The organism is Azospirillum sp. CT11-132, assembly GCF_047302835.1.
In the GTDB taxonomy this organism is placed as follows: domain Bacteria; phylum Pseudomonadota; class Alphaproteobacteria; order Azospirillales; family Azospirillaceae; genus Azospirillum.
This window is the reverse complement of record NZ_JBGLZA010000008.1, coordinates 466,949-490,452: the sequence shown is the minus strand read 5'-3', so window position 1 is coordinate 490,452 and position 23,504 is coordinate 466,949. Positions and strand designations below refer to the sequence as shown.

The window sequence follows — 23,504 nt, the reverse complement described above, 5'->3', positions numbered from 1 at the left end:
GACATGCTGGAACCGACGCTGAACTTCAGCCGGGCCGAATATGCCGCACGGCTCGACAAGACCCGTGCCGCCATGGACAAGGCCGGCATCGAGCTGCTGATCGTCACCGATCCGTCGAACATGGCCTGGCTGACCGGCTATGACGGCTGGTCCTTCTATGTCCACCAATGCGTGATCGTGCCACCGCATGGCGAGCCGATCTGGTACGGCCGCGGCCAGGACGCCAACGGCGCCAAGCGCACCGCCTATCTCGCTCATGACAGCATCATCGGCTATCCCGACCATTACGTGCAGTCGACCGAGCGCCATCCGATGGACCTGCTGTCGACGATCCTGGCGGATCGCGGCTGGGGCGGGCTGTCCATCGGCGTCGAGATGGACAATTACTGGTTCACCGCCGCCGCCTACCAGTCGCTGACCACCCATCTGCCCAACGCCCGCTTCAGGAACGCGACGGCGCTGGTCAACTGGCAGCGCGCGGTGAAGAGCCCGCAGGAACTCGACTACATGCGCAAGGCCGCCCGCATCGTCGAGGCGATGCACGCCCGCATCGTCGAGCGGGTCGAGCCGGGCATGCGCAAATGCGACCTCGTGGCCGAGATCTACGATGCCGGCATCCGCGGCATCGGCGGAGCGGACGGCTTCGGCGGCGACTATCCCGCCATCGTCCCGCTTCTGCCGTCGGGGGCCGACGCCTCGGCGCCGCACCTGACCTGGGACGACCGGCCGATGAAGCTGGGGGAGGGCACCTTCTTCGAGATCGCCGGCTGCTACAAGCGCTACCACTGCCCGCTGTCGCGCACCGTCTTCCTCGGCACGCCGACCCAGGCCTTCCTGGACGCCGAGAAGGCGACGCTGGAGGGGATGGAGGCCGGGCTTGCCGCCGCCAAGCCGGGCAACAGCTGCGAGGACATCGCCAACGCCTTCTTCGCCGTGCTGAAGCGCTACGGCATCACCAAGGACAACCGCACCGGCTACCCCATCGGCCTCAGCTACCCGCCGGACTGGGGCGAGCGCACCATGAGCCTGCGCCCCGGCGACCGCACCGAACTGAAGCCCGGAATGACCTTCCACTTCATGACCGGCCTGTGGCTGGAGGATATGGGGCTGGAGATCACCGAGAGCATCGCCATCACCGACACCGGCGTCGAATGCCTGGCCAATGTGCCGCGCAAGCTGTTCGTGAAGTCCTGACCATGGCGCCCGTCACACTTGCCCCGTCCCCCATTACCCCGACGGTCGATTTCGACCGCGACGGCGTGCAGCACGGCTTTCTGCGCCTGCCCTACAGCCGGGACGATTCTGCCTGGGGTTCGGTGATGATCCCGGTCACCGTGGTGCGCAACGGCAGCGGGCCGACCGCCCTGCTGACCGGCGCCAACCATGGCGACGAGTATGAGGGCGCGGTCGCCCTGTTCGACCTCGCCCAGACGCTGACCGCCGACCGGGTCGCCGGCCGCGTCATCATCGTCCCGGCGATGAACTACCCGGCCTTCCAGGCGGGCACCCGCACATCGCCCATCGACAAGGGCAACCTGAACCGCAGCTTTCCCGGCCGCCCGGACGGCACGGTGACGCAGAAGATCGCCGATTACTTCGCCCGCGAACTGCTGCCGCTGGCCGATCTGGTGATGGACATCCATTCCGGCGGCCGGACGCTGGACTTCGTCCCCTTCGCCGCCGCCCACATCCTGCCCGACAAGGACCAGGAGGCGCGCTGCTTCGCCGCCGTGGCCGCCTTCGCCGCGCCCTATTCCATGCGCATGCTGGAGATCGACGCGGTCGGCATGTACGACACCGCGGCGGAGGAACTGGGCAAGACCTTCGTCACCACCGAACTCGGCGGCGGCGGCACCGGCCGGGCGGAGACCATCGCCATCGCCAAGCGCGGCGTCCGCAACGTCCTGCGCCACGCCGGAATCCTGACGGGCGCGCCGCCGGCAGACGGCCGACCGGCGGAGGCCGGCCGCTGGCTCGACATGCCGTCGGCCGACTGTTTCCGTTTCGCCGAGGACAGCGGGCTGATCGAGGCCTGCGTCGATCTGGGCCAGCCGGTGCGCAAGGGCGATCTGCTCGCCCGCATCCACCCCATCGGCCGCACCGGGCTGGCGCCCTCCGAGTACCGGGCGGCGCTGGACGGCATCCTGGCGGCCCGCCATTTCCCCGGCCTCGTCAAGGCCGGCGACTGCATCGCGGTGGTCGGAACGGTCGAGGACTGACCGCCGCCTGTTGGAACCCGCCTCGGCAGAAGGCGGGCATGCTGCAAGAACGGTAACGACACCGACGAAACAGGGGCCGGCGCCCCAAAGGGAACGCCGGCCGGGCAATCACCAAATCACGAAAGAGGGACGGCCGACATGAAACACCTCAAGATCGCCAAAAGCCTCGGCATCGCCGCTACGCTCCTCACGCTCGCCGCGCCGGCCTTCGCCGCCGACACGCTGGAAACCCTGCGCGAACAGGGCTTCGCCCGCATCGGCATCGCCAACGAACCGCCCTATACCGCCGTCAAGCCGGACGGCACCGTGTCGGGCGCCGCCCCCGACGTCGCTCGCGCGGTGATGAAGAAGCTGGGAGTCAACGACGTCGTCGCCTCGATCTCCGAATATGGCGCGATGATTCCCGGCCTGCAGGCCCGCCGCTTCGACGTCGTCACCGCCGGCCTGTTCATGAAGCCGGAGCGCTGCAAGGCCGTCGCCTATTCCGAACCGATCCTCTGCGATGCCGAATCCTTCGCCCTGAAGAAGGGCAACCCGCTGAAGCTGACCTCCTACGAGGACATCGCCAAGAACCCGAATGCCAAGATCGGCGCCCCCGGCGGCGGCACCGAGGAGAAGCTGGCGCTGCAAGCCGGCGTGCCGCGCGACCGCGTGATCGTGGTCCCCGACCCGCAGAGCGGCCTGAAGATGCTGCAGGACGGCCGCATCGACGTCTATTCGCTGCCGGTGCTGTCGATCCATGATCTGGTCGGCAAGGCCAACGACCCGAACATCGAGGTGGTCGCCCCGGTCAAGGGCGCCCCGGTCTATTGCGACGGCGCTGCCTTCCGCAAGCAGGACACCGCGCTGCGCGATGCCTTCGACAAGGTGCTGGCCGAGATGAAGGCGTCGGGCGAGTTCGCCAAGATCATCGAACCCTACGGCTTCTCCGCCGAAGCCGCGAAGCAGACCTCCCGCGAGAAGCTCTGCGCCGCATCCAACTGATCGGGCCGGCCGGCGTCCGGGAAATCTTCACATGGCCGGAGGAGGGTGGCGAGCCCGGCAGGCGCCGCGACGCCGGGCTTCGCCTCCACCGGTTCCGCTCCGCGCCGGCCGGCAGGCGCAACCGCTCCGGCAGATCGCAACCACCGGCAGTACCCTAGTTTAGACGTTAATGCTCTGGTAACGGCCCGACCTGCATTCTTCTGTCGAGCACGACTGCACGCCCACCTGGCTAGGGAGGCGATGATGCCAACGGTACTCGTGATCGACGACGAGGATATGGTCCGCTCGGTTCTCCGCCAGTTTCTGGAGCGCCAATCGATGACGGTCATCGAGGCGGAGGACGGCGAAGAGGGCTTGCGCCTGTTGCGTGCCAATGCGGTCGATCTGGTCATCTGCGACCTGATCATGCCGCGGGCGGACGGCATCGGCACGATCCTGAACATCCGCCGCTCGATGCCGGCCATGAAGATCATCGCCATTTCCGGTGGTGGACGCAGTCACGCCATGGAACTGCTGAAGGTCGCCGAGCAGATGGGGGCCGACCATGTCCTCAGCAAACCCTTCACCCGGGATCAACTGCTGACCGTGGTCTCCGCCTGCCTGCCCGGACACCCCATCGCCCGTTCCGCACGTCCCAGGTGACGGCGGCTCTGAGAGGATATGGTCATGCTTGGACTGTCGTTGGGGGAGAAGCTCCGCAATTGGTTCGTCGAGGAGGAGCCCGCCGCAACCGCCCCCTCGTCGCGGAGCGAAATGGCGAACGACACGGATGTCGAGCGGATGAGAGCGCTGGAGCGGCGGCTGAAGGTCCTGCTGGCCCAGCCGCAACTGCTTTCCGCCGGCCGCATCCATATGCTGAACCTCGACACCTTGCGTGCGAGCCTCGGCCCCGCCTGGGATGAATTGCGCGACCGCGTTCACAACTCTGCCGACCGCATCATCAACCGCCACATCGACGGCAAGGACGTCCAGTTCCGCAGCGGTGACGGCGAATACATCATCGTCTTCGCGACGCTGAGCAGGCAGGCCGCGTCGCTCGTCTGCGCCAAGATCGCCGAAGAACTGTACCGGCTTTTCCTGGGCGATCCCAAACTGGCCGAGATCACCGTTTCCACGGCCGTCGGCGCGGTGGATGGAAAGCTGCTGTTCGAACACGCCTCCGTCGCGGACCTCCTGTCGGCCGTCGAGCAGACGGTGGAGGCGAACGGTCCGGAGGAGCAGGCCGCCGCTTCGACGGCACCGCCCCCGCCGACCGCCGCGGCCGGTGCGGCGGAGCCGCGCAAGCTGAAGCTGTCACAATTGGAGATGGCGCAGATTGGCACCATGTACCGCCCGCTGTGGGATGTCGGCCGGCAGGTGATCTCCACCTACATGTGCACGCCGGTCCGCCGCTTTCCCGACGGGACCTCGGTCGAAGGGATGCTGGCGCTGTCCGGGGTCAGCGAACCGCAGCAGTTGGCCAAGGTCGACATCGACACGCTGGCCGACACGGTGGAAATCCTGGACGAGCTGTTCCGCAACAAGTTCCGGCTGATGGTGTCGGTTCCCGTCTGTTTCGAGACGCTGGCGGCGCGCCGGACCCGGCAGGATTATCTGGCGATCTGCCAATCGGTGCCGGATTATCTGCGCCCCTTTCTGATCTTCGAATTCCTGCGCTTTCCCGCCGGCGTGCCCAGCGGCCGGATGAGCGAGCTGGTCAACGAGGTGCGGCCGTTCTGCCGCTGGACCTTCCTGCGCGTGGAATGCCGGCAGCAGAGCTTTGCAAGCCTGTCGGGAACCGGCCTGACCGGCCTCACCACCATGATCTCGTCCGACCGCGGCACCGAGGCCAGGATCATGGAGGACATGAACAGCTTCGTCGCGGCGGCGGAGCGGGCGAATTTGAAGACCTGCATCGTCGGCATCACCTCGACCAGCCTCGCGGTCGCGGCACGGGCGGCCGGGACCACGCTGATCGCCGGCGACCGGATCGGCCGCGCCGGGGAAATCCCCCAGCATATGCTGCGCTTCGGCTGGCAGGACCTGTTCCTGCGGGAGGCCGTGCGCTGACAGGCGGCCGGCCGCGCTGACCGCCGGCCCGGCCGCAATCATTCCGTGGTGATCTCTCAGGACAGGAGGTTCCACCATGCCAGGTGCCATCGGACGTTCGAACAGGTTCATCAGAACCCTTGCCACCGATGCCGCCGATCTCTGCGACGTTCCGGGGCGGCTTGCCTTCGATGACGATCCGCCGGCTTTCGTCCTCGGCTTCGTCTCGCCGGCGCTGCCATTTGCGAATGTCGCGGAGGACCTGCGCTCGGTTCTTCCCCAGGAAAGCAGGCTGGTGCTGGTGTCGACGGCGGGGGAGCTGTGTTCGGGAGTGCCCGGCGGCCTCTACCATCCCGGCGAACGGCGGGACGGCATCGTTCTTCAGGCCTTCAGCAGCGACCTGTTCGCCGATGTCAGCATCCACAGCGTTCCCCTGCACAGCGAGGACATCCGCACCGGCAGCATACGCCTCTCCCATGAACAGCGCGTCGACGCGATCCGCCGGGAGTTGGAGGCCATCGAGCCAGCATTCCCGCTCGACTGTCACGACACGGTGGCGCTGCTGTTCATCGACGGGCTGTCCGCCAGCGAGAGCTGCCTGATGGAGGCGATCTATGCCTCCGGCCGTTTTCCCGTGCTGTTCGTCGGCGGTTCCGCCGGCGGCACCTTGGATTTCCTGAACACATGGGTTTATGACGGCCGACGGGTGTTGGACAATCACGCGGTCATCGCCTTCCTGCGGATGGCTCCAGGCAAGCGCTACGGGGTCTTCAAATCGCAGAATTTCCGCAAGACCGGGCTGTCCTTCACCATCCTGGACTGTGATCCGATCCGGCGCACGGTGACGAGCGTCATCGATCCCGAAAACCTGGAGGTCACCGGCTTCATCGATGCCCTGTGCCGGAGCCTCCAGTGCCAGCCCGACGAGCTTGAGCGCCTGCTGGTCTCCCACACCTTCGCCGTCGAGCTGGACAGCGGGCTTTTCGTGCGCTCGGTGGCGGGAATCAACCGCGCGAAGGGACGGGTCTCCTTTTTCTGCGACGTCAACGCCGGTGACGAGCTGTTTCTGGTCGAGGCCACCGATTTCATCGGGCAGACGAAAAGCGATTTCGCGGCTTTTCTCCGCGACAAGCCCGGACCGGTCGGAGGCATTCTCAACGACTGTGTCCTGCGGCGGATCAACAACGGTCCGAACCTGACGGGGATGACGGTTTTCGACGATCTTCCGGTGGCAGGCTTTTCAACCTTCGGCGAAATCCTGGGCATCAACGTCAACCAGACGCTTTCCGCGCTTTTCTTCTTCGCCGACGACGGCGAGGGAGATCCGGCGGGACATGGCGGCTTCCGTGACGATTACGTTGCCCGCTTTCCGATCCATTACGGGCACTTCCAGAATTATTTCCATCGCGCCCGCAATACCCGGTTGCGCATGCTGAACCGGCTGCGGCAGAGCCTGATCCGCGATCTGGTCGGTCGCGGCGACGCCCCCGGCACGCTCTATGGACGCGTCAAGCAGATCGGCGCCTATACCGAGCAGATCGCCACCCAAGCCGCCGATCCGCTGGGTTCCGCGGTCGACGATCTGCTGGATGCCGTCCGGCAGGCGACGGAGGAGCGGGAAGCGGTGGCCGAAGTGCTGAGCCTGCGGGAGGCGGAACTGCGCTTCGCCGAAGAGCGCCGCCGCACGGCCGAAACCCGCGCGGAGCTGGAGGGACAACTGCGGGAGGCCCAGAAGCTGGAGGCTTTGGGCTGTCTGGCGGGCGGTCTGGCGCATGAGATCAACAACATGCTGCAACCGATCATCGGCTTGACCGAATTGGTCATGGAGGATGTGCCGCCGGATTGCCAGGCACAGAAGAATCTCGGCAGGGTGATCGAAGCCGCGCAGCGCGCCCAGCGGATCACCCAGCAGGTGCTGACCTTCAGCCATTCCGATCCGGCTGCGACCGGTCCGCTGCAACTGGGATCCGCCTTGCGCAATGTGGCCGACATGGTCGACGTGCTGGTCCCCCGGAACGTCGAACTCGTCTGGCGGATCGCGACCACCCCTCTGATGGTCCGCGCCGACGAGACGCAGATGGCGCAGTTGCTGATAAACCTGATCCGTAACGCGGCCGATGCGATCGGGCCATCGGGGGGAACGATCGAGATCGCGGCAGACGCGGTCCAGCTCGATGGGGCGACGGACGGGGCATGGCCGCACCCGGCCGGCCGCTATGCCGCCCTGACCGTCCGCGACACCGGGTGCGGAATGGATGCGGCGACGCTGGCCCGGATTTTCGATCCCTTCTTCACCACCAAGACCGTGGGACATGGCACAGGGTTGGGTCTCCCCGTGGTGCATGGCATCGTCGCCGGCTGGGGCGGTCACATCCATGCAGACAGCGGCGTGGGGCAGGGGACCACGATACGCGTCCTGTTGCCGGTCATTCCGCCGGAACCGGCCGATCCGTGGTCGTGAACCGGGAACAGCGCCGTCTACAGCGCACTCTTGTGCCGGCCGGCCGCGGCCCCGGCGTCCGGCGCGTCCTCGTCCAGACTGTGCAGGACGGCGCCGGCGGCCAGGGTCCGGGCATCGTCCCCGGGCGGTGATCCGGCGGGGCCGTTCACCGTCGCCTCGCCGGCGAAGCGGACCGTCACCTCGCGATGGGCGAAGCGGATGCCCTCGCGGCGGAACAGGGCGTGGAGTTCCTGGAACACCCGCTTGCGGACGTCCCACTGGTCGCCGGGGCGGGTCATGAACTTGACGCGGAGGATCATCGCCGAATCCTCCATCTGGATGACGCCCTGCGATTTCAGCGGCTGCAGAAACTTCGGCCCCAGTTCCGGATCCTCCAGCAGGGCCTGCCCGAGCTGCTTGATGTGTTTGCGCACCTTTTCGACATCGGTGTCGTAGGTGATGCGCAGCGGCAGCTTCATGATCACCCAGTCGCGCGAATAGTTGGTCAACTGGTGGATTTCGCCGAAGGGCACGGTGTGCAGCGGGCCGCGATGGTGGCGAAGCTGCATCGACCGCACCGAGATCTTCTCCACCGTGCCGCGGATGGCCCCGATCTCGATGTACTCGCCCTTGCGGAAGGCGTCGTCGATCAGGAAGAAGGCGCCGGAGAAGATGTCGCGGATCAGCGTCTGCGCGCCGAAGCCGATGGCGATGCCGGCGATGCCCGCCCCGGCGAACAGCGGCGCGATGTTGACCCCGAGATCCATCAGCACGGTGACCAGCACCGCGCCGACGATCGAAAGCAGGACGAAGTTGCGCACCAGCGGCAGCAGCGTCGCCAGCCGGCTGGCCGAGCCGTGGCCGCCCCCCTCGTCGCCCGGAACGGTGCCGGCCACCGGCCCCTCCTCGGCGATCCGGCGGTCGATCCAGATGCGGATGCTCTGGTGGACGACGTAGCCGATCAGGGAGATCGCCATGATGCTGATGAGGTGCTCGGCCGCATCGCCCCGCATGCGCGGGATGTTCCACACCGACAGGGTCACGGTCACCCCGGCGGCGGCGGCCAGGATACCCGCGACCCGCCGGGCCAGCGCCTCGTAGCTGTCGAGCGCGGCGACCGGCGGGGGAGAGGAGGGCAGGGCGCGCCGCGGGTGGAACAGCCGATGGGTGGCGTAGGTGACGGTGGCATAGACAGCGAAAATAGCCCCGGCGACCGCATAGGCGCCGAGCAGCAGCGGCAGTTCGGTCGGCCAGCCCAGGATCAGGCGGTTGACCAGCGCTGCCCACGCGCAGCCCAAATAGGAAACCACCACGGGAAACCACAGGCGCAGGCCCAGCCGTTCGAGCGGCGCGAGCGTTTCGGCGCCGCGCCCGGCAAGGAGGACGCTGTCAACCGTCCGCCGGTGGACATAGAGTGCGCCGACCGTCGCCAGCACGGTCAGCAGCCCGAATAGCGCAACCAGCACCGCATGGGGATCGGCGGGCATCCCCAGCGCCTCCAGCCAGATGGTGCCGGTCATCAGGGCGACGCCGACGGCACCGCTGGCGGTCAGGTCGCGCCGCAGCCGATCAACGCCGGGAGGCAGCACCAGCCGCCAGAACAGGCTGATGGCCCAGACCAGCAGATATCCAACTCCGACGAGGATGACGGTCTTCTCGGTCATCGGCGTCGGATCCGGGATCAGCGCGGTGGCGAGCCCGAATGCGATCAGGCTGGCGAGGATCATGCCGACCGCCGTCATCAGCGCGCGGGCGACCAGCCCAGGAAAGCGCGCCGCCAAGTCCGAACCACCCGATTTCGGCCCGTCGCGGTGCGGCAGCAGGCGGCGGGCGACCGGCCGCTCATAGAAGACATGCTGCACCGTATGACCCACGGCCAGCAGGGCGATGATCAGGCCGATGACCCGCAGGAAGTGGCCGGGATGACCGGTCGGGCTCTGGGCCGTCAGGGTCGCCACGATGGCCGACGGAATGTCCGGCGTGGCGCGGAGCCGCTGGGCGAGCTTGCCGCGGAACCCGGCCATACGGTCCTGTCCCTCGCTCAGCATCTTCATCATCATGTCGTCGGTCCCGCCCGGCGCGGCGGTGGCGGCCGGCGCGGGAGAGGGGGCCACCGTCGAGATCGCCTGGGCCGAAGCCCCGGCCGCCGGCAGGAGCACCATCAGCAAAAGCAGCGCGCCGATCCTGAGCCGGAAGCGGGGGGCGCTCGTAATAAGCAAAACTGTATGCATGGCGTGGCTTCGCGATCCGTGGCGGGCGACGCCATCAGAATAGCTCAGCTCACGCGGCGGGGAAGCGTATCGCGGTCGGTTGGGGCAAGTTGCACTTCAGAATAGAACCTACCCCGCCTACACACTAAAAACGCATAACTGTTATTATGGAAATCTATCCCTTATGCGACATCGCATGACGGGTGGCTCCGGCGATCAGCACTCCGGCAGATTGACCGCCAGTCCGCCCAGGCTGGTTTCCTTGAATTTGCTGCTCATTTCCTCGCCGGTCTGCCGCATCGCCTGGATGCAGTTGTCCAGCGGCATGAAATGCTGGCCGTCGCCACGCAGCGCCAGGGATGCCGCGGCAACCGCCTTGGTGGCGCCGATGGCGTTGCGTTCGATGCACGGCACCTGCACCAGCCCGGCAACCGGGTCGCAGGTCATGCCGAGGTGATGCTCCAGCGCGATCTCCGCCGCATTTTCCACCTGCTCCGGCGTTCCGCCCAGAACGGCGCAAAGACCGGCGGCGGCCATGGCGGCGGCGGACCCGACCTCGCCCTGGCAACCGGCCTCGGCTCCGGAGATCGAAGCGTTGTGCTTGATCAGGCCGCCGATCGCCGCGGCGGTCAGCAGGAAATCGGCGACCTTGGCCGGTTCGGCGCCGGCGCAATGGTCGAGGTAATAGCGGATCACCGCCGGCACGACGCCGGCCGCCCCGTTGGTCGGCGCCGTCACCACCTTGCCGCCGGCCGCATTCTCCTCGTTGACCGCCATCGCATAGACGCTCAGCCAGTCGTAGGCGACATGCGGCTGGGTGGAATTGACGCCGCGCTCCCGCAGCAACTGCTGGTGGATGGCCTTGGCCCGCCGTTTCACCTTCAGGCTACCGGGCAGTTGGCCGTCCAGGCTCAATCCGCGTTCGATGCAGCCGTTCATCACCACCCAGATGCGGTTCAGGCCGTCGTCCAGCGCCGGCCCGGAGTGATGCACCAGCTCGTTGGCGCGCTTCATGGCGGCAATCGACAGGCCGCTTTCCCTGGCCATGCGCAGCATGGTTGAGGCACGCTCGAAGGGATAGGGCCAGTCGGTGCTCCCCCCGCGGGACGCGGTCGGGGCCGCTTCCCGCTCGGCCGCCGTGACGACGAAGCCGCCGCCGATGGAATAGAAGGTTTCGGACAGCAGAACCGTCCCCTGCCCGTCCAGCGCCTCGAAGACCAGCCCGTTGGCGTGGCCCGGCAGCGCCGGCCCGAAGTCGAACACCACGTCGGCCTCGGGATCGAACGCCAGGGCCGGCAGGCCGGGAGGAGTCAGCGTGCGCCCGTTCCGAAGCTCGGCGATGCGGCGGTCGGCCTCGTCGACGTCCAGACTGTCCGGCCGGTAGCCGAGCAGGCCGAGCACCACCGCCCGGTCGGTCGCGTGGCCCTTGCCGGTGAAGGCGAGCGAGCCGTGCAGCCGGACCCGGACGGCGGACGGCGCCGCCCCGCTCCACTCCCGCAGCATGTCGAGGAACCGCACCGCGGCGGTCATCGGCCCCATCGTGTGCGACGAGGATGGGCCGATGCCGATCTTGAACACATCGAATACGCTGAGGAACATGGCCCGGCCTGTCAGTCAGGGCGTCTATGGGAAAGGCGGCCGGCGAGCGGCCGCCTCCGGTGCAACGGCGGCATCAGCCGTAAATCGGGAAGCGCTCGCACAGTTCCCGGACCACGCCATGCACCCGCTTCTCGACCTCGGCGTTGCCGTCCGGGCCGGCTTCGGCCAGGGCGTCGACGACGGTCAGGATCAGTTCGCCGATGCGGGCGAACTCCGCCTCGCCGAAGCCGCGGGTGGTGCCCGCCGCGGTGCCCAGCCGGATGCCGGAGGTGACCGCCGGCTTTTCCGGGTCGAAGGGGATGGCGTTCTTGTTGCAGGTCAGCCCGGCACGCTCCAGCGCGCGCTCGGCGTCGCGGCCCTTGACGCCCTTCGGCCGCAGGTCGACCAGCACCATGTGGCAGTCGGTGCCGCCGGAGACGATGTCCAGCCCGCCCTTCACCAGCGTGTCGGACAGCACCCTGGCATTGGCCACCACCTGCCCGGCATAAGCCTTGAACTCCGGCGTCAGCGCCTCGCCGAAGGCGACCGCCTTGGCGGCGATGACATGCATCAGCGGACCGCCCTGGTTGCCCGGGAACACCGCCGAATTGAACTTCTTAGCCAGCGCTTCGTCATTGGTCAGGATCATGCCGCCGCGAGGGCCCCTCAGGGTCTTGTGCGTGGTGGTGGTCACCACATGGGCATGGGGCAGCGGGTCCGGATAATGGCCGGTGGCGACCAAACCGGCATAATGGGCCATGTCCACCATCAGATAGGCGCCGATCTCGTCGGCGATGCGGCGGAACTCGGCGAAGTCGATCACCCGCGGATAAGCCGAGGCGCCGGCGACGATCAGCTTCGGCTTGGTCTCCAGCGCCTTGGCCCGCAGCGCTTCGTAATCGATCCGCTGGTCGGTCTCGCGCACCTCATAGCTGACGATGTCGAACCATTTGCCCGACATCGTCACCGGCGAACCATGGGTCAGATGGCCGCCATGGGCCAGCGACATGCCCATCACCCGGTCGCCCGGCTGCAGCAGGGCCAGGAACACGGCCTGGTTGGCCTGGGCGCCCGAATGCGGCTGGACATTGACGAATCCGGCGCCGAACAGCGTCTTGGCGCGGTCGATGGCGATCGTCTCCACCTCGTCCACGAACTGGCAGCCACCGTAATAGCGGCGGCCCGGATAGCCTTCGGCGTACTTGTTGGTGAGGATCGACCCCTGCGCGGCCAGCACGTCCGCCGAGACGATGTTTTCCGAGGCGATCAGCTCGATCTCGTACTTCTGGCGGTTCAGTTCGCGATCGATGGCCGCCGCAATCGCCGTATCGGCAAGATCGGGCTTCGGCAGTGACTGGTGACGGTTCATGTGCGTTTCTCCCGATCAGATGCCGAGCGCGATTTCGCGGCTGACGGCTTGCAGCAGGCCCCAGACATGGTCGGCGAAGGAACGCCAGACCTCGATCCGGAAGCGGTTCTTGTCCTCGCGGATCAGGACGATCTGCGCCTTGTCGAAGATGGTGCGGCAGCCGCTGCCGACCGGCATCGCCTCGATGTCGAAGGCGATGGCCGAGCGCAGTGCGAGCGCCGCCGCCTCCCCTTCCACCAGGATGCCGACCTCGCGATGGCCGATGTCGACCAGGCTGTGCGGCTCCTGCAGGGCGGCGAAGGCCTCGGCGATGGCGTCGCTTTCGGCGACCGGCGCCAGCAGCACCCACTCGTCGGGGCCGAGTTGGAGCGCGCTCCGTCCGCCATTCTCCACCCTCCCGCCGATGCGGGTGGGAAGCGGCGTGCCGAAGGCGGCCCCGGCCGACTGCGCGGATGCCGGATCGATGCGCAGGCTGAAGCGGGCGACGTCCTCGGCCGCGCGGATGGTCAGCCTGCTGGTTCTGTCGCCGGCGATCGTCTTGCCCAGCAACGGGTGATTGGCCAGAAGCAAGGTAGGCCTCCTATGCGCTGAGACGCTTGTTCTCGGGATCGACGAACACCATGCCGGTGATGGTCGCGGAATGGACCTTGTCCGGCATCGGCACATGCACGGTCTGGCCCTGCAGGGACCGGCCGCCCTGGATCACCGCCAGGGCGATGGACCGCCCCAGCTCGGCGCTCCAGTAGGACGAGGTCACATGGCCGACCATCTCCATCGGCACCGGCTGGTTGGGGTCGAGGACGATCTGCGCCCCCTCCTCCAGCACGGTCTTCGGATCGGCGGTCAGCAGACCGACAAGCTGCTTGCGGTCTTTCGCCAGCATGTCCGGCCGCGACAGCGACCGCTTGCCGACGAAGTCCGGCTTGGTCTTGCCGACGGCCCAGGACAGGCCGGCATCGTCCGGCGTCAGCGTGCCGTCCGTGTCCTGCCCGACGATGATATAGCCCTTCTCGGCGCGCAGGACGTGCATCGTCTCGGTGCCGTAGGGGGTGATGCCGAAGCGCTGCCCGGCCTCGAACAGCCTCTCCCACACCGCGCGGCCATAGCGGGCCGGCACATTGATCTCGAAGCCGAGTTCGCCGGTGAAGGAGACGCGGAACAGCCGGGTCGGCACGCCGCAGATCCTGCCGGTCGCCACCGCCATGTGGGGGAAGGCGCCGTCCGACAGGTCGATGCCCTCGACGAACGGTTCGATCAGCTTGCGGGCGTTCGGACCTTGCAGCGCGATCACCGACCATTGCTCGGTGGTCGAGGTCAGCCAGACCTTCAGGTCCGGCCACTCGGTCTGCAGGTAATCCTCCATCATGTTCAGCACGCGCGCCGCACCGCCGGTGGTGGTGGTGACGTGGAAGCGGTCATGGGCCAGACGCCCGATCACGCCGTCGTCGCGGATGAAGCCGTCCTCGCCGAGCAGCAGGCCGTAGCGGCAGCGTCCGGGGGCCAGCTTGGTCCAGGCGTTGGTGTACATGCGGTTCATGAACTCGGCCGCATCGGGACCGACGATCTCGATCTTGCCGAGGGTGGAGGCGTCGAAGATGCCCAGCGACGAGCGCACCGCCTTGCATTCGCGCGCCACCGCCGCATGCATGTCCTCGCCGACCTGCGGGAAGTACCAGGCGCGGCGCCAGAGCGAGACCGGCTCGAACACCGCGCCGTTCTCCTCGGCCCAGCCGTCGATCGGTGTCTTGCGCGTCACCTCGAACAGCGCGCCCTTGTTGTAGCCGGCGAAGGTGCCGAAGCTGGTCGGCGTGTAGGGCGGACGGAAGGTGGTGAGGCCCACGGCCGGGATCGGCCGCTTCAGCGCATCCGACGCGACCGCCAGACCGTTGATGTTGGACGTCTTGCCCTGATCCGTCGCCATGCCGGTGGTGGTGTAGCGCTTGATGTGCTCGATCGACTTGAAGCCTTCGCGCACGGCCAGCCGGATGTCCTTGGCCATCACGTCGTTCTGGAAATCGACGAACGCCTTGGCATGGCCCGGATCGCGGTCGGTCGGCAGCTCGCGGCCGGTCACCCCGGTGAAGGACAGTTCGCCCTCGACATGGTAGGCGGCCGGTTCGGTGCCGAACCCGGCATCCACGGCGGCAGCGGCACCGGCGGCGGCGCCATCCTCGAAGGCGGCCTTCAGCCCGAAGCGGCCCTTGCCGGCACCGGCCAGACGGCACTCCTCCTTGCCACGGCCGGGCAGGAACATCTGGCCGTCCTCGTTCCAGGTCAGCGACCCCTGGGTGTGCGAGAACAGATGGACGCTGGGGGTCCAGCCGCCCGACATCAGCAGGGCGTCGCAGGCGATGGTCTCCGCACCGCCGACCTTGCCGTCGCCGGTGACGGGATTGACCCGCACCGACGAGACGCGCAGCCGGCCCTTGGTGCCAGTGACGGTCCAGCCGATCAGCGTCTTGATGCGCAGCGCATCGGCGGCGGCGGCGAGCTGGGTCGGGACGGTCCCACGCACATCGACGATGGCCGCGACTTCGACCCCCGCCTTGGCCAGATCGAAGGCGGCATGCCAGGCGCTGTCATGGCTGGTGACGACGACGACCCGGTTGCCGACCTTGACGCCGTAGCGGTTCAGGTAGGTGCGCGCGGCCCCGGCCAGCATCACGCCCGGCCGGTCGTTGCCGGCGAACACCAGCGGCTTTTCGATGGCGCCCTGGGCCAGCACGACCTGCTTGGCCCGTACCTTCCACATCCGTTCGCGCGGCGCGCCGTCCGGCACGATGCGCAGATGGTCGGTCAGACGCTGGCAAAGGCCGACGAAGTTCTGGTGGTAATAGCCGATGGCCGTGGTGCGCGGCAGCACGGTGACGTTCGGCATTGCCGCCAGCGCCGCGTTGGCGTCCTCCAGCCAGTCCCAGGCCAGTTGACCGTTGATCTCGGCAGCCGGCTCCGACAGCAGCGAACCGCCAAGCTCCGACTGCTCGTCGCACAGGATGACCGAGGCGCCGCTGCGCCCGGCTTCCAGCGCGGCGGCCAGACCGGCGGCGCCGCCACCGACGACCAGCACGTCGCAATGGGCGAAGCGGCTGGCGTAGGTGTCGGGATCGGGGGCGGTCGGCGCCTTGCCCAGGCCGGCGGCGCTGCGGATGAACGGCTCGTAGACCTTGTCCCAGAAGCTCTTCGGCCACATGAAGGTCTTGTAGTAGAAGCCGGCCGAGAACAGCATGTAGAGCCCGTCGTTCACCGCGCCGATGTCGCGGGTCAGCGATGGCCAGCGGTTCTGGCTTTCGGCCTTCAGCCCTTCGAAGACCTCCAGCACGGTCGCCCGCGTGTTCGGCTCGAACCGGCCGTTGCCGCGGTCGGTCCCGACCAGCGCGTTCGGCTCCTCCGACCCGGCGGTCAGGAAGCCGCGCGGCCGGTGGTACTTGAAGGACCGGCCGACGAGATGGACGCCGTTCGCCAGGAGCGCGGACGCCAGGGTGTCGCCCTCGCAGCCGGGATAGTCGACGCCGTCGAAGGTGAAGCGGACCTGACGGCTGCGGTTGACCCTGCCCTTGCCTGCAATGCGGAAATTGCTCATGGACGTGCTTCCTTGACGCTGGAGGCGGCAAGCGCGATCTCCTCGTCGCTCGGACGCGGAGCCCCCGCCTTGTAGGTCATGGCGAATTTGTCGGTCACGGTGTCGCGCACCGCGTTGAAGAAGCGGCCGCAGCCATGCATGTGGCGCCAGCGTTCGAAATGCCGGCCGCGCGGGTTGGTGCGGATGAACAGGAAGTCGCGCCATTCGTCGTCGGACAGGGCGGACGGGTCCGCCGGTCGCGCGATGTGCGCCTCGCCGGCATAGGTGAACTCCAGCTCCGGGCGCTCGGCTTCGCAATATGGGCAGCGGATGAGCAGCATGGTCGTTTCCTCAATGCGCGACGGCGGCGGCGGCGGCCTCGTCGATCAGCCGGCCGGTCTTGAAGCGTTCCAGCGTGAAGGGCGCGTTGATCGGGTGCGGCTCGTCACGGGCGATGGTGTGGGCGAAGACGTTCGCCGACCCCGGCGTCGCCTTGAAGCCGCCGGTCCCCCAGCCGCAATTGACGTACAGCCCCGGCACCGGCGTCTTGCCGATGATCGGCGAGCGGTCGGGCGTGACGTCGACGATGCCGCCCCATTTGCGCAGCATGCGCATGCGGTTGAAGATCGGGAACACCTCGCAGATCGCGGCGACCGTGTGCTCGATCAGCGGCAGACCGCCGCGCTGGCTGTAGGAGGTGTACTGGTCGGTGCCCGACCCGATCACCAGCTCGCCCTTGTCGGACTGGCTGATATAGGCGTGCACGGTGTTGGACATCACCACGCAGGGGAAGGCCGGCTTCACCGGCTCCGACACCAACGCCTGGAGCGGATAGCTTTCCAGCGGCAGCCGGACGCCGGCGGTGTCCATCACCACAGAGGTGTTGCCGGCGGCCGACACCGCGACCTTCTTGGCCTTGATGAAGCCGCGCGCCGTCTCCACGCCGGTGACTCGGCCGGAAGCGTCGCGGCGGATCGCCGTCACCGGGCAGTTCTGGATGATGTCGACCCCGCGCGCCGACGCTCCCCGCGCATAGCCCCAGGCGACCGCGTCATGGCGGGCGGTGCCGCCGCGCCGCTGCAGCGCCGCGCCCATCACCGGATAGCGGGCGTTCGCCGTGATGTTCAGCGGCGGGCAGTATTCCTTGGCCTGCTCCGGCGTCAGCCACTCGTTGTCGATGCCGTTCAGGCGGTTGGAATGGATGTGGCGCTTGAAGCTCTGGATGTCGTGCACCGTGTGCGCCAGCATCATCACGCCGCGCTGCGAGAACATGACGTTGTAGTTCAGCTCCTGGCTCAGCCCTTCCCACAGCTTCATCGCATGCTCGTAGAGCCGGGCGCTTTCGTCGTACAGGTAGTTGGAGCGGATGATGGTGGTGTTGCGGCCGGTGTTGCCGCCGCCGAGCCAGCCCTTCTCCACCACCGCGACATTGGTGATGCCGTGTTCCTTGGCGAGGTAATAGGCCGCACCCAGACCATGCCCGCCCGCGCCGACGATCACGACGTCATATTCGGATTTCGGCTCCGCGTCGGGCCATTGAGGCTGCCAGTTCTTGTTGCCGGTCAGCGCGTTCGTCAACAGCGAGGAGAATGAGAAGCGGGTCATGGCAGCACCGCGAAGTTCAACGTGCTGACAGTATCGGGAAGCGACCCTTTGTTGGACAGAACGGATGCGTCAGTTTAATGTCACCCGTGCGACGCTGTGTCCGCCGGAGGTCACATGACGAACACCATCGCGGCAGGCGGCATCAGGACGAATGCCTCCAGGGCCGGCCGGTTCCCGGACCGCCCGGCGGCACCGCGCCTGTCCGTCGGTTTCATCCTCGCCCACCGCTTCACGCTGTGCGCCTTCGCGAATTTCGTCGACGTGCTGAGGCTCGCCGCCGACGAGGGCGACCGCAGCCGGCCGATCCTGTGCGAGTGGGCCGTGCTGTCGGACCAGATGCGGCCGGTGGCGTCCAGTTGCGGCATGCTGGTTCAGCCGACCGAACGGCTGGGCGACCCGGCCAAGTTCGACTACATCGTCGTGGTCGGCGGACTGATCGACGAGATTTCCAACCTCAGCCCCGACTACATCCGCTATCTGCGCCAGGCGGCGGCAGCGAAGATCCCGCTGGTCGGCGTCTGCACCGGCGCCTTCATTTTGCAGCGGGCCCGGCTGATGGATGGATACCGCTGCTGCATCAGCTGGTTCCATCACGCCGATTTCCTGGAGCAGTTCGACGGCATCACGCCGGTGTCCGACCAGATCTTCATCGTCGACCGCGACCGGCTGACCTGCTCTGGCGGGACCAGCTCGGCTCATCTCGCAGCATATCTGGTCGAAAAGCATGTCGGCCGCGCCCAGGCGCGCAAAAGCCTGCACATCATGATCATCGACGACGCGCTGCGCGGGGAAAAGCCGCAGCCCGGCATCCCGCTCGACTTCTCCACCAATGACGAGGTGGTGCGAAAGGCGCTGCTGCTGATGCAGCAGAACATCGACGTGCCCTTGTCGGTGGCGGAGATGGCGCGCCGGCTGGGTGCGGCCCGGCGCCAGATGGAACGGCATTTCCAGAATGCGCTGGGCATGACTCCGACCGAGGCCTACCGGATCATGCGGCTGGAGCATGCGGAGTTCCTGCTGCGCAACACCGAACAGTCGGTGACGGAGATCGCCGCCGCCGTCGGATTCTGCGATTCCTCGCACTTCGTCCGCGCCTTCAAGGAACGCCGCGGTATGACCCCGTCCGTCTTCCGCAAGGGCTGAGGCTCTCCCCTCAGGCCAAGCCACTCGGCCGTTTCATGCAATGCCGGTGACGCATCCGTACAATCGGCGGGTGGATCCCTTTGCCATGCTGGGATCGACGCAACGCCCGTGAGCGCAGAACATCCGCCACGACCCCGACGCTCACTGCGGCAAGAACCGCGTTCCGGGTTTGCCGGACAGACAAGGATGGGCCAAATGCTTGACGACAGCGACACCATGCAACTGCACTGGCGTGAAGCCGGCATTCCCGAAGAGCTGTGCCGGGAACTCGCCCTCGCGTCGACGCCGATGCGCCTGCACGCCCATCCGCCGGTGCGGACCGTCGCCGACGCCGAGGAACACTGGCGCAGCGTCCCCGGCGTGCACACCAAGAACCTGCTTTTGAAGGATGCCAAGGGCGTTCTGTGGCTGGTCGTGCTGCCGCACGATCAGTCGGTGAACATGAAGGAACTGGCCCCGGTCATCGGCTCGGCCAAGCTGTCCTTCGCCTCCCCGGTCACGCTGGAGCAGGTGCTGTCGATCGAGCCGGGCGGCGTCAGCCCGCTGGCCCTGGTGGCGGACAAGGAGCGCCGCGTCCGTCTGGTGCTGGAGCGCCGCGTTCTCGCCGGCGACACCGTCAATTTCCACCCGATGACGAACCGCGCGACGCTGTCGATGCATCCCAACGACCTGTCGGCTTTCCTCGCCCGGCTCGGATACGAACCGACGCTCGTCGACCTCGCCTGAGCCCTCCGGCCTCAGCCCGGAAGCTTGGCGGCGGCTCCCGCGTCCCCGCCGCACTCGGCTTCGCATCCCAAGGCGACGACGGCATCGTCGAACTTTTCTTCGAAGCGTTCGATGCGGCCGTCCTTCACATGCAAATGGTGGTGGGTCACCGTCTCGATCCGCTTGCCGGTCTTGCGGTAGGTGGCGCCGACCAGATTCCTCACCCGGACATCGTCGCCTTCGACCGTGAAGTCCAACATGTCGTGACGATCGATGCTCCAATCCCGGGTCAGCCCGTCGAAATAGCGGCGAACGCCCGCCTCTCCCCGGAAGGTCCCGGAAATGGGAGCGAAGACGGGCGACACCCGGTTGGAAACCCATTCAACATCGGGCGAGAGGTAATCGAACACCGCCTGGACCTCGCCGGAGCTATAACGCTCGTAAAGGGTCCGCAGCCACGCCAGATCCGCTTGCGCCATGATGCCCTCCCTGCCCTGCCCTGCGCCCTTTGGCGCCCTGTTCAGGAGACCGGGAGCGGATCCTACGCCACCTTTTCTCCCGGACAAGCACGGCAGTCGGTGTGCCCCGAAGGATGCCCGCGCCCGTCCGTCCGTACACAACTGACGACCTGACGGCGACGACCTGACGGCGACGGCCGGACGGTTGCTCCGGAACCCCGAAATTCCACGCCGGTTTTTCAAAACCTTGTCGTTTTGAGTAGGCCGCCGGCTCTTTGGTATGGGTTTCCGCAAGCTTGATCCATGTCAAATCGTCCACATTTGCAGGGGTGCAGATTTCGGTTTCCAAGTGGATTGCCTTATCGCCCCCGTCACTCTGTGAAGCCACTCCGTGACAGTTCTGTGGAGACGACCATGTCGTCATCGCATGGCTTTTCGAACAACGACGCGCTCTACGCGGAGCTCTTGAAGTTTGCTGTCGCAGCACTTGCAACCGGTTCGCACAGCGATCACGCTCTCCTGCTGCTGCACGAACGCTACCGGGAATCCGAGGACGGGGAAACCGCCCGGCGGAAGTGGCTGCTGCGCTCGCTGATCAGCACCCCCGCCCAAACGCCCCTTGGCGTCGCCGTCAAGCTGACCGTGGCCTGTCGCCTCGACGGACACCTGGATGCGGCCCAGGAAGCGGCGGAAGGTCCCATCGGCAGCCACATCATCGTTTCAGCCCTGATCGACTCGCTGGCGCAGGCCGAACTGCTCCCCCAGCTGCGCCCGGCAAACCCGAGCGAGCCGAGACATTAGGCACATGCGAGAAAGGCGTCCCATGCGGCCCGAATGCCAATCCTGCCCGGTTCGACGCGACGGGCTATGCGCAAGCGCCTCCGACGCGCAACTCCAGGCGCTCGGCACCATCAAGCACCCGCTCTGGCATGTGCCTGCGGGCGGCTGTGTCTTCGCCGAAGGGGACGGCAGCGAGATGGTGTTCATCATTCGCCGCGGCTGGGCAGCGGTGTCCGTCTTCCACGAGAACGGGCGTCGCCAGGTGCTTCGCTTCGCCATGCCCGGAAGCATGGTCGGGTTCGAGACGACCGCCGACGGCTGCATGCCCTGCACGGTGGAGGCGCTGACCGACCTCACCGCCTGTCCGATCCCGCGCCAGTCGCTGATGCGGTTCTGCCAGACCGCACCGGAACTGACGTTGCGGATGTGGTCGCTTCTGGCGGCGGAGACGATTTCGGACTGGCGTCTGCTGGGCGGGCTCGGCACCTGCACCGCGACCGAGCGGGTCGCCCGCCTCCTCGTCGCGCTGTGCCAACGCCAGCGCCGGGAGTCCGGCGCCTGTGTGGATGACGACAGTGTGGATGAGTTCGCGCTCCCGATCAGCCAGACGGTGATCGCCGACGCGACCGGCCTGACCTCGGTTCATGTCTGCCGGACCTTGAAGGAGATGCGGGCCGCCGGACTGCTGTCGTTCACCAAGGGGCGCCTGCGCGTCATGGATTGGCCGCGGTTGGCCGATCTGGCGGAGATGACCGAGACGCCGGCGCCCTCCTCCGCAGTCCTCCCGTCTCCGACACTGCAGCCGGACCGCTGGCGCGAGGGCGTCTGGCGCAACGCCTCCACCCAGATTCAATGACACCCGATCCGACGGCCATCATCCATCGGACGGGCGCGACCAAGCCTCAATGCACCATCAGCACCGGTATGGTGGCGAGCCCCACCACATGCGACGTGGTGCTTCCCAACGTCCACTGCCGCAAGCGGGTGCGGCCGTGCCCGCCCATGACGAGCAGGTCGGCACCGAATTGGGCCGCCATGGCGAGCAGGACGCTGCCGGTCTCCCGCAGGCTCGCCGGCAGATGTTCGGCCTTGGCCTCGACCCCCTGCATCAGCAGATAGTCCTGCAACCGCTCCGTATCGGCCTGAATGTCGTTCCCCAACCCGAACGTTCCGATGAGAACCTCCTGCGCATGGCGCAGCAGGGGAAGCGCCGCCACCATGGCCCTGGTTGCCTGGGGGCTCCCGTTCCACGCGATCATGATTCTCGACCCGATGGGCCGCACGGCCGAGAAGGGAGTCAGGATCACCGGGCGGGCCGTTCCGAACAGGGCGGCGTCGAACATCGACCGCCAGACGCTGTCGGTCACGCCATCATGCTTTGGCTTGGCGAACAGGATGAGGTCCGCGAAGCGGCCTTCCATCGCGATCGTCTTATCGGCCGGTCCTTCGACCTCGCGCCAGACCATCTCCGGATCCCGGCCGGCCGCCGCGGCTTCATCCCGGGAGTGGCCGGCTTGGCGGAGATGCCCTTGCATCCGCTCATGTGCCGCCTCGCAATCCCGCGCGATCTTCGCCTGGACCTCCCGCAGCGCGTTCTCCAGCACCGTGCCGGCAAAGCCCCTTCCAAGCGCCAGGATCAGGTTTTCCGGGCTGGGGCGCGCGTAAAGCACCTCGACACGGGAACCGAAGATGCGGCCGATGAAGGTGGCGGCGTCGAGCGCGGCATCCATGCTGCCGGCCGCGTTGGACAGCGGAACAAGGATCTTGCGGTACATGGTCCATCCCTCCGGCTGACGGGACCGTGGCGTTCCAGACGGTCCCAAGGCCAGGATCGGACCTTCTCATCGGCCCGGCATTAATCCCGGTTAAGGTCCCACGCGCCGCCACCTGCCATTGTGTCCGGACACCAATGATGGAGGGCACCATGCACCCTACCCTGTCCGGCGGGCAGCTCTTCGCCCGGATCGTCGCGGCCGCGGGCATTGCTGCGCTGTGCTCGCCGGCCTTGGCGCAATCGCGCTCCGAAAAGACCATGGAAAAGGCCGACGAACCGATCGGCCAATCCTCCTACTTCGCCAACTGCGCGGTATGCCATGGCCGCTCCGGTCATGGCGACGGTCCCTATGCCGATTACCTCACCAGAAAGCCGGCGAACCTGACCACCATCCGCGAGCGCAACAAGGGCGTCTTCCCGCTCGAATATCTCTACGGGATGATCGACGGGCGCGAGGGGATCGGGGCGCATGGCCCGCGGGAGATGCCGGTCTGGGGGTCGGCGTTCAGGGCCGAATCGGTGCAGGACTTCTGGCCCTGGGGGTCGGAACAGGTCGTTCGCGGAAAGATCCTGGAGCTGGTCTATTACATCCAAACCATACAGGACAAATGACGGATTCGCCTTGTCGGCGCGGGTCCCGCGCCGGCCGGAA

The 23,504-nt window shown here is 67.1% G+C and carries 20 protein-coding genes; 11 read left to right on the top strand and 9 right to left on the bottom strand.

Translation table 11 applies throughout. The features are described 5' to 3' along the window. Positions 1-3: 3 nt before the first annotated feature. The 6 genes from doeA (at position 4) to ACCD06_RS30835 (ending at position 7,692) form a co-directional block, all read left to right on the top strand. Positions 4-1,194, top strand: coding sequence for an ectoine hydrolase DoeA (doeA, locus tag ACCD06_RS30860; protein WP_199231956.1), 1,191 nt, complete (start codon positions 4-6; stop codon positions 1,192-1,194). A 2-nt stretch (positions 1,195-1,196) separates the two neighbouring features. Then, positions 1,197-2,219 carry a N(2)-acetyl-L-2,4-diaminobutanoate deacetylase DoeB gene (gene doeB / locus ACCD06_RS30855; RefSeq protein ID WP_413345956.1) on the top strand — a complete coding sequence of 341 codons (1,023 nt, stop codon included), beginning with the start codon at positions 1,197-1,199 and terminating at the stop codon, positions 2,217-2,219. A 138-nt stretch (positions 2,220-2,357) separates the two neighbouring features. Beyond that, positions 2,358-3,203, top strand: coding sequence for an ectoine/hydroxyectoine ABC transporter substrate-binding protein EhuB (gene ehuB / locus ACCD06_RS30850; RefSeq protein WP_136701899.1), 846 nt, complete (start codon positions 2,358-2,360; stop codon positions 3,201-3,203). Between the two features lie 243 nt (positions 3,204-3,446). Further along, on the top strand, positions 3,447-3,845 hold the full coding sequence (locus tag ACCD06_RS30845) for a response regulator (protein ID WP_109156332.1): 399 nt from the start codon (positions 3,447-3,449) through the stop codon (positions 3,843-3,845). Positions 3,846-3,869: 24 nt separating this feature from the next. Next, positions 3,870-5,252, top strand: a complete 1,383-nt coding sequence (locus ACCD06_RS30840) for a hypothetical protein (RefSeq protein WP_413345953.1) — start codon at positions 3,870-3,872, stop codon at positions 5,250-5,252. A 76-nt stretch (positions 5,253-5,328) separates the two neighbouring features. Continuing rightward, the gene (locus tag ACCD06_RS30835; protein ID WP_413345951.1) at positions 5,329-7,692 is read left to right on the top strand and encodes an FIST N-terminal domain-containing protein; all 2,364 of its coding nucleotides are present in this window, start codon (positions 5,329-5,331) and stop codon (positions 7,690-7,692) included. 17 nt (positions 7,693-7,709) lie between these two features. Here the strand turns inward: ACCD06_RS30835 and ACCD06_RS30830 are convergent, their stop codons facing one another. The 7 genes from ACCD06_RS30830 to ACCD06_RS30800 all read right to left on the bottom strand — a co-directional run bounded on the left by ACCD06_RS30830 (position 7,710) and on the right by ACCD06_RS30800 (position 17,992). Continuing rightward, on the bottom strand, positions 7,710-9,833 hold the full coding sequence (locus ACCD06_RS30830; RefSeq protein WP_413346217.1) for a mechanosensitive ion channel domain-containing protein: 2,124 nt from the start codon (positions 9,831-9,833) through the stop codon (positions 7,710-7,712). Positions 9,834-10,097: 264 nt separating this feature from the next. Beyond that, the gene (locus ACCD06_RS30825; protein WP_413345949.1) at positions 10,098-11,480 is read right to left on the bottom strand and encodes an L-serine ammonia-lyase; all 1,383 of its coding nucleotides are present in this window, start codon (positions 11,478-11,480) and stop codon (positions 10,098-10,100) included. Between the two features lie 73 nt (positions 11,481-11,553). Further along, entirely contained in the window at positions 11,554-12,828 is a 1,275-nt protein-coding gene (glyA, locus tag ACCD06_RS30820; RefSeq protein WP_413345947.1) for a serine hydroxymethyltransferase, read from the bottom strand. Positions 12,829-12,843: 15 nt separating this feature from the next. Further along, complete coding sequence (locus tag ACCD06_RS30815; RefSeq protein WP_109157584.1) at positions 12,844-13,398, bottom strand: sarcosine oxidase subunit gamma; 555 nt, start codon at positions 13,396-13,398, stop codon at positions 12,844-12,846. A 10-nt stretch (positions 13,399-13,408) separates the two neighbouring features. Further along, the gene (locus ACCD06_RS30810) at positions 13,409-16,408 is read right to left on the bottom strand and encodes a sarcosine oxidase subunit alpha (protein ID WP_413345944.1); all 3,000 of its coding nucleotides are present in this window, start codon (positions 16,406-16,408) and stop codon (positions 13,409-13,411) included. Further along, positions 16,405-16,728 carry a sarcosine oxidase subunit delta gene (locus ACCD06_RS30805; protein ID WP_085082214.1) on the bottom strand — a complete coding sequence of 108 codons (324 nt, stop codon included), beginning with the start codon at positions 16,726-16,728 and terminating at the stop codon, positions 16,405-16,407. Before ACCD06_RS30805 ends, ACCD06_RS30810 begins: the two co-directional genes overlap by 4 nt. A gap of 10 nt (positions 16,729-16,738) precedes the next feature. Next, positions 16,739-17,992, bottom strand: coding sequence for a sarcosine oxidase subunit beta family protein (locus tag ACCD06_RS30800; RefSeq protein WP_109157582.1), 1,254 nt, complete (start codon positions 17,990-17,992; stop codon positions 16,739-16,741). Positions 17,993-18,106: 114 nt separating this feature from the next. Here ACCD06_RS30800 and ACCD06_RS30795 point away from each other — a divergent pair, with 114 nt between their 5' ends. Together ACCD06_RS30795 and ACCD06_RS30790 are read left to right on the top strand one after the other, a co-directional pair. Next, entirely contained in the window at positions 18,107-19,135 is a 1,029-nt protein-coding gene (locus ACCD06_RS30795; RefSeq protein ID WP_413345942.1) for a GlxA family transcriptional regulator, read from the top strand. Between the two features lie 195 nt (positions 19,136-19,330). After that, positions 19,331-19,861, top strand: a complete 531-nt coding sequence (locus tag ACCD06_RS30790; protein ID WP_109157580.1) for a YbaK/EbsC family protein — start codon at positions 19,331-19,333, stop codon at positions 19,859-19,861. Positions 19,862-19,872: 11 nt separating this feature from the next. Here ACCD06_RS30790 and ACCD06_RS30785 read toward each other — a convergent pair whose 3' ends face one another. Further along, on the bottom strand, positions 19,873-20,319 hold the full coding sequence (locus tag ACCD06_RS30785) for a nuclear transport factor 2 family protein (RefSeq protein ID WP_109157579.1): 447 nt from the start codon (positions 20,317-20,319) through the stop codon (positions 19,873-19,875). Positions 20,320-20,712: 393 nt separating this feature from the next. Here ACCD06_RS30785 and ACCD06_RS30780 point away from each other — a divergent pair, with 393 nt between their 5' ends. Both ACCD06_RS30780 and ACCD06_RS30775 read left to right on the top strand, forming a co-directional pair. Further along, a complete protein-coding gene (locus tag ACCD06_RS30780; RefSeq protein WP_136701926.1) occupies positions 20,713-21,099 on the top strand; it encodes a hypothetical protein in 387 nt (128 codons plus the stop codon). A 22-nt stretch (positions 21,100-21,121) separates the two neighbouring features. Beyond that, complete coding sequence (locus ACCD06_RS30775; protein ID WP_413345939.1) at positions 21,122-21,934, top strand: Crp/Fnr family transcriptional regulator; 813 nt, start codon at positions 21,122-21,124, stop codon at positions 21,932-21,934. Positions 21,935-21,980: 46 nt separating this feature from the next. On the opposite strand, the gene ACCD06_RS30770 is transcribed toward ACCD06_RS30775, so the two are convergent. Beyond that, complete coding sequence (locus ACCD06_RS30770) at positions 21,981-22,853, bottom strand: universal stress protein (RefSeq protein ID WP_109156598.1); 873 nt, start codon at positions 22,851-22,853, stop codon at positions 21,981-21,983. A 149-nt stretch (positions 22,854-23,002) separates the two neighbouring features. Here ACCD06_RS30770 and ACCD06_RS30765 point away from each other — a divergent pair, with 149 nt between their 5' ends. Beyond that, positions 23,003-23,464: a c-type cytochrome gene (locus ACCD06_RS30765; RefSeq protein WP_158282061.1), complete on the top strand. Its 462-nt coding sequence runs from the start codon at positions 23,003-23,005 to the stop codon at positions 23,462-23,464. Positions 23,465-23,504: the final 40 nt, after the last annotated feature.

Coding starts and splice junctions, on each gene's coding strand:
- ACCD06_RS30765 (WP_158282061.1), top strand. CDS start 23,003: ATGCACCCTACCCTGTCCGGCGGGCAGCTCTTCGCCCGGATCGTCGCG.
- doeB (WP_413345956.1), top strand. CDS start 1,197: ATGGCGCCCGTCACACTTGCCCCGTCCCCCATTACCCCGACGGTCGAT.
- ACCD06_RS30830 (WP_413346217.1), bottom strand. CDS start 9,833: ATGGTGCTCCTGCCGGCGGCCGGGGCTTCGGCCCAGGCGATCTCGACG.
- ACCD06_RS30810 (WP_413345944.1), bottom strand. CDS start 16,408: ATGAGCAATTTCCGCATTGCAGGCAAGGGCAGGGTCAACCGCAGCCGT.
- glyA (WP_413345947.1), bottom strand. CDS start 12,828: ATGAACCGTCACCAGTCACTGCCGAAGCCCGATCTTGCCGATACGGCG.
- ACCD06_RS30785 (WP_109157579.1), bottom strand. CDS start 20,319: ATGGCGCAAGCGGATCTGGCGTGGCTGCGGACCCTTTACGAGCGTTAT.
- ACCD06_RS30845 (WP_109156332.1), top strand. CDS start 3,447: ATGCCAACGGTACTCGTGATCGACGACGAGGATATGGTCCGCTCGGTT.
- ACCD06_RS30805 (WP_085082214.1), bottom strand. CDS start 16,728: ATGCTGCTCATCCGCTGCCCATATTGCGAAGCCGAGCGCCCGGAGCTG.
- ACCD06_RS30790 (WP_109157580.1), top strand. CDS start 19,331: ATGCTTGACGACAGCGACACCATGCAACTGCACTGGCGTGAAGCCGGC.
- doeA (WP_199231956.1), top strand. CDS start 4: ATGCTGGAACCGACGCTGAACTTCAGCCGGGCCGAATATGCCGCACGG.
- ACCD06_RS30840 (WP_413345953.1), top strand. CDS start 3,870: ATGCTTGGACTGTCGTTGGGGGAGAAGCTCCGCAATTGGTTCGTCGAG.
- ehuB (WP_136701899.1), top strand. CDS start 2,358: ATGAAACACCTCAAGATCGCCAAAAGCCTCGGCATCGCCGCTACGCTC.
- ACCD06_RS30795 (WP_413345942.1), top strand. CDS start 18,107: ATGACGAACACCATCGCGGCAGGCGGCATCAGGACGAATGCCTCCAGG.
- ACCD06_RS30775 (WP_413345939.1), top strand. CDS start 21,122: ATGCGGCCCGAATGCCAATCCTGCCCGGTTCGACGCGACGGGCTATGC.
- ACCD06_RS30780 (WP_136701926.1), top strand. CDS start 20,713: ATGTCGTCATCGCATGGCTTTTCGAACAACGACGCGCTCTACGCGGAG.
- ACCD06_RS30800 (WP_109157582.1), bottom strand. CDS start 17,992: ATGACCCGCTTCTCATTCTCCTCGCTGTTGACGAACGCGCTGACCGGC.
- ACCD06_RS30835 (WP_413345951.1), top strand. CDS start 5,329: ATGCCAGGTGCCATCGGACGTTCGAACAGGTTCATCAGAACCCTTGCC.
- ACCD06_RS30770 (WP_109156598.1), bottom strand. CDS start 22,853: ATGTACCGCAAGATCCTTGTTCCGCTGTCCAACGCGGCCGGCAGCATG.
- ACCD06_RS30825 (WP_413345949.1), bottom strand. CDS start 11,480: ATGTTCCTCAGCGTATTCGATGTGTTCAAGATCGGCATCGGCCCATCC.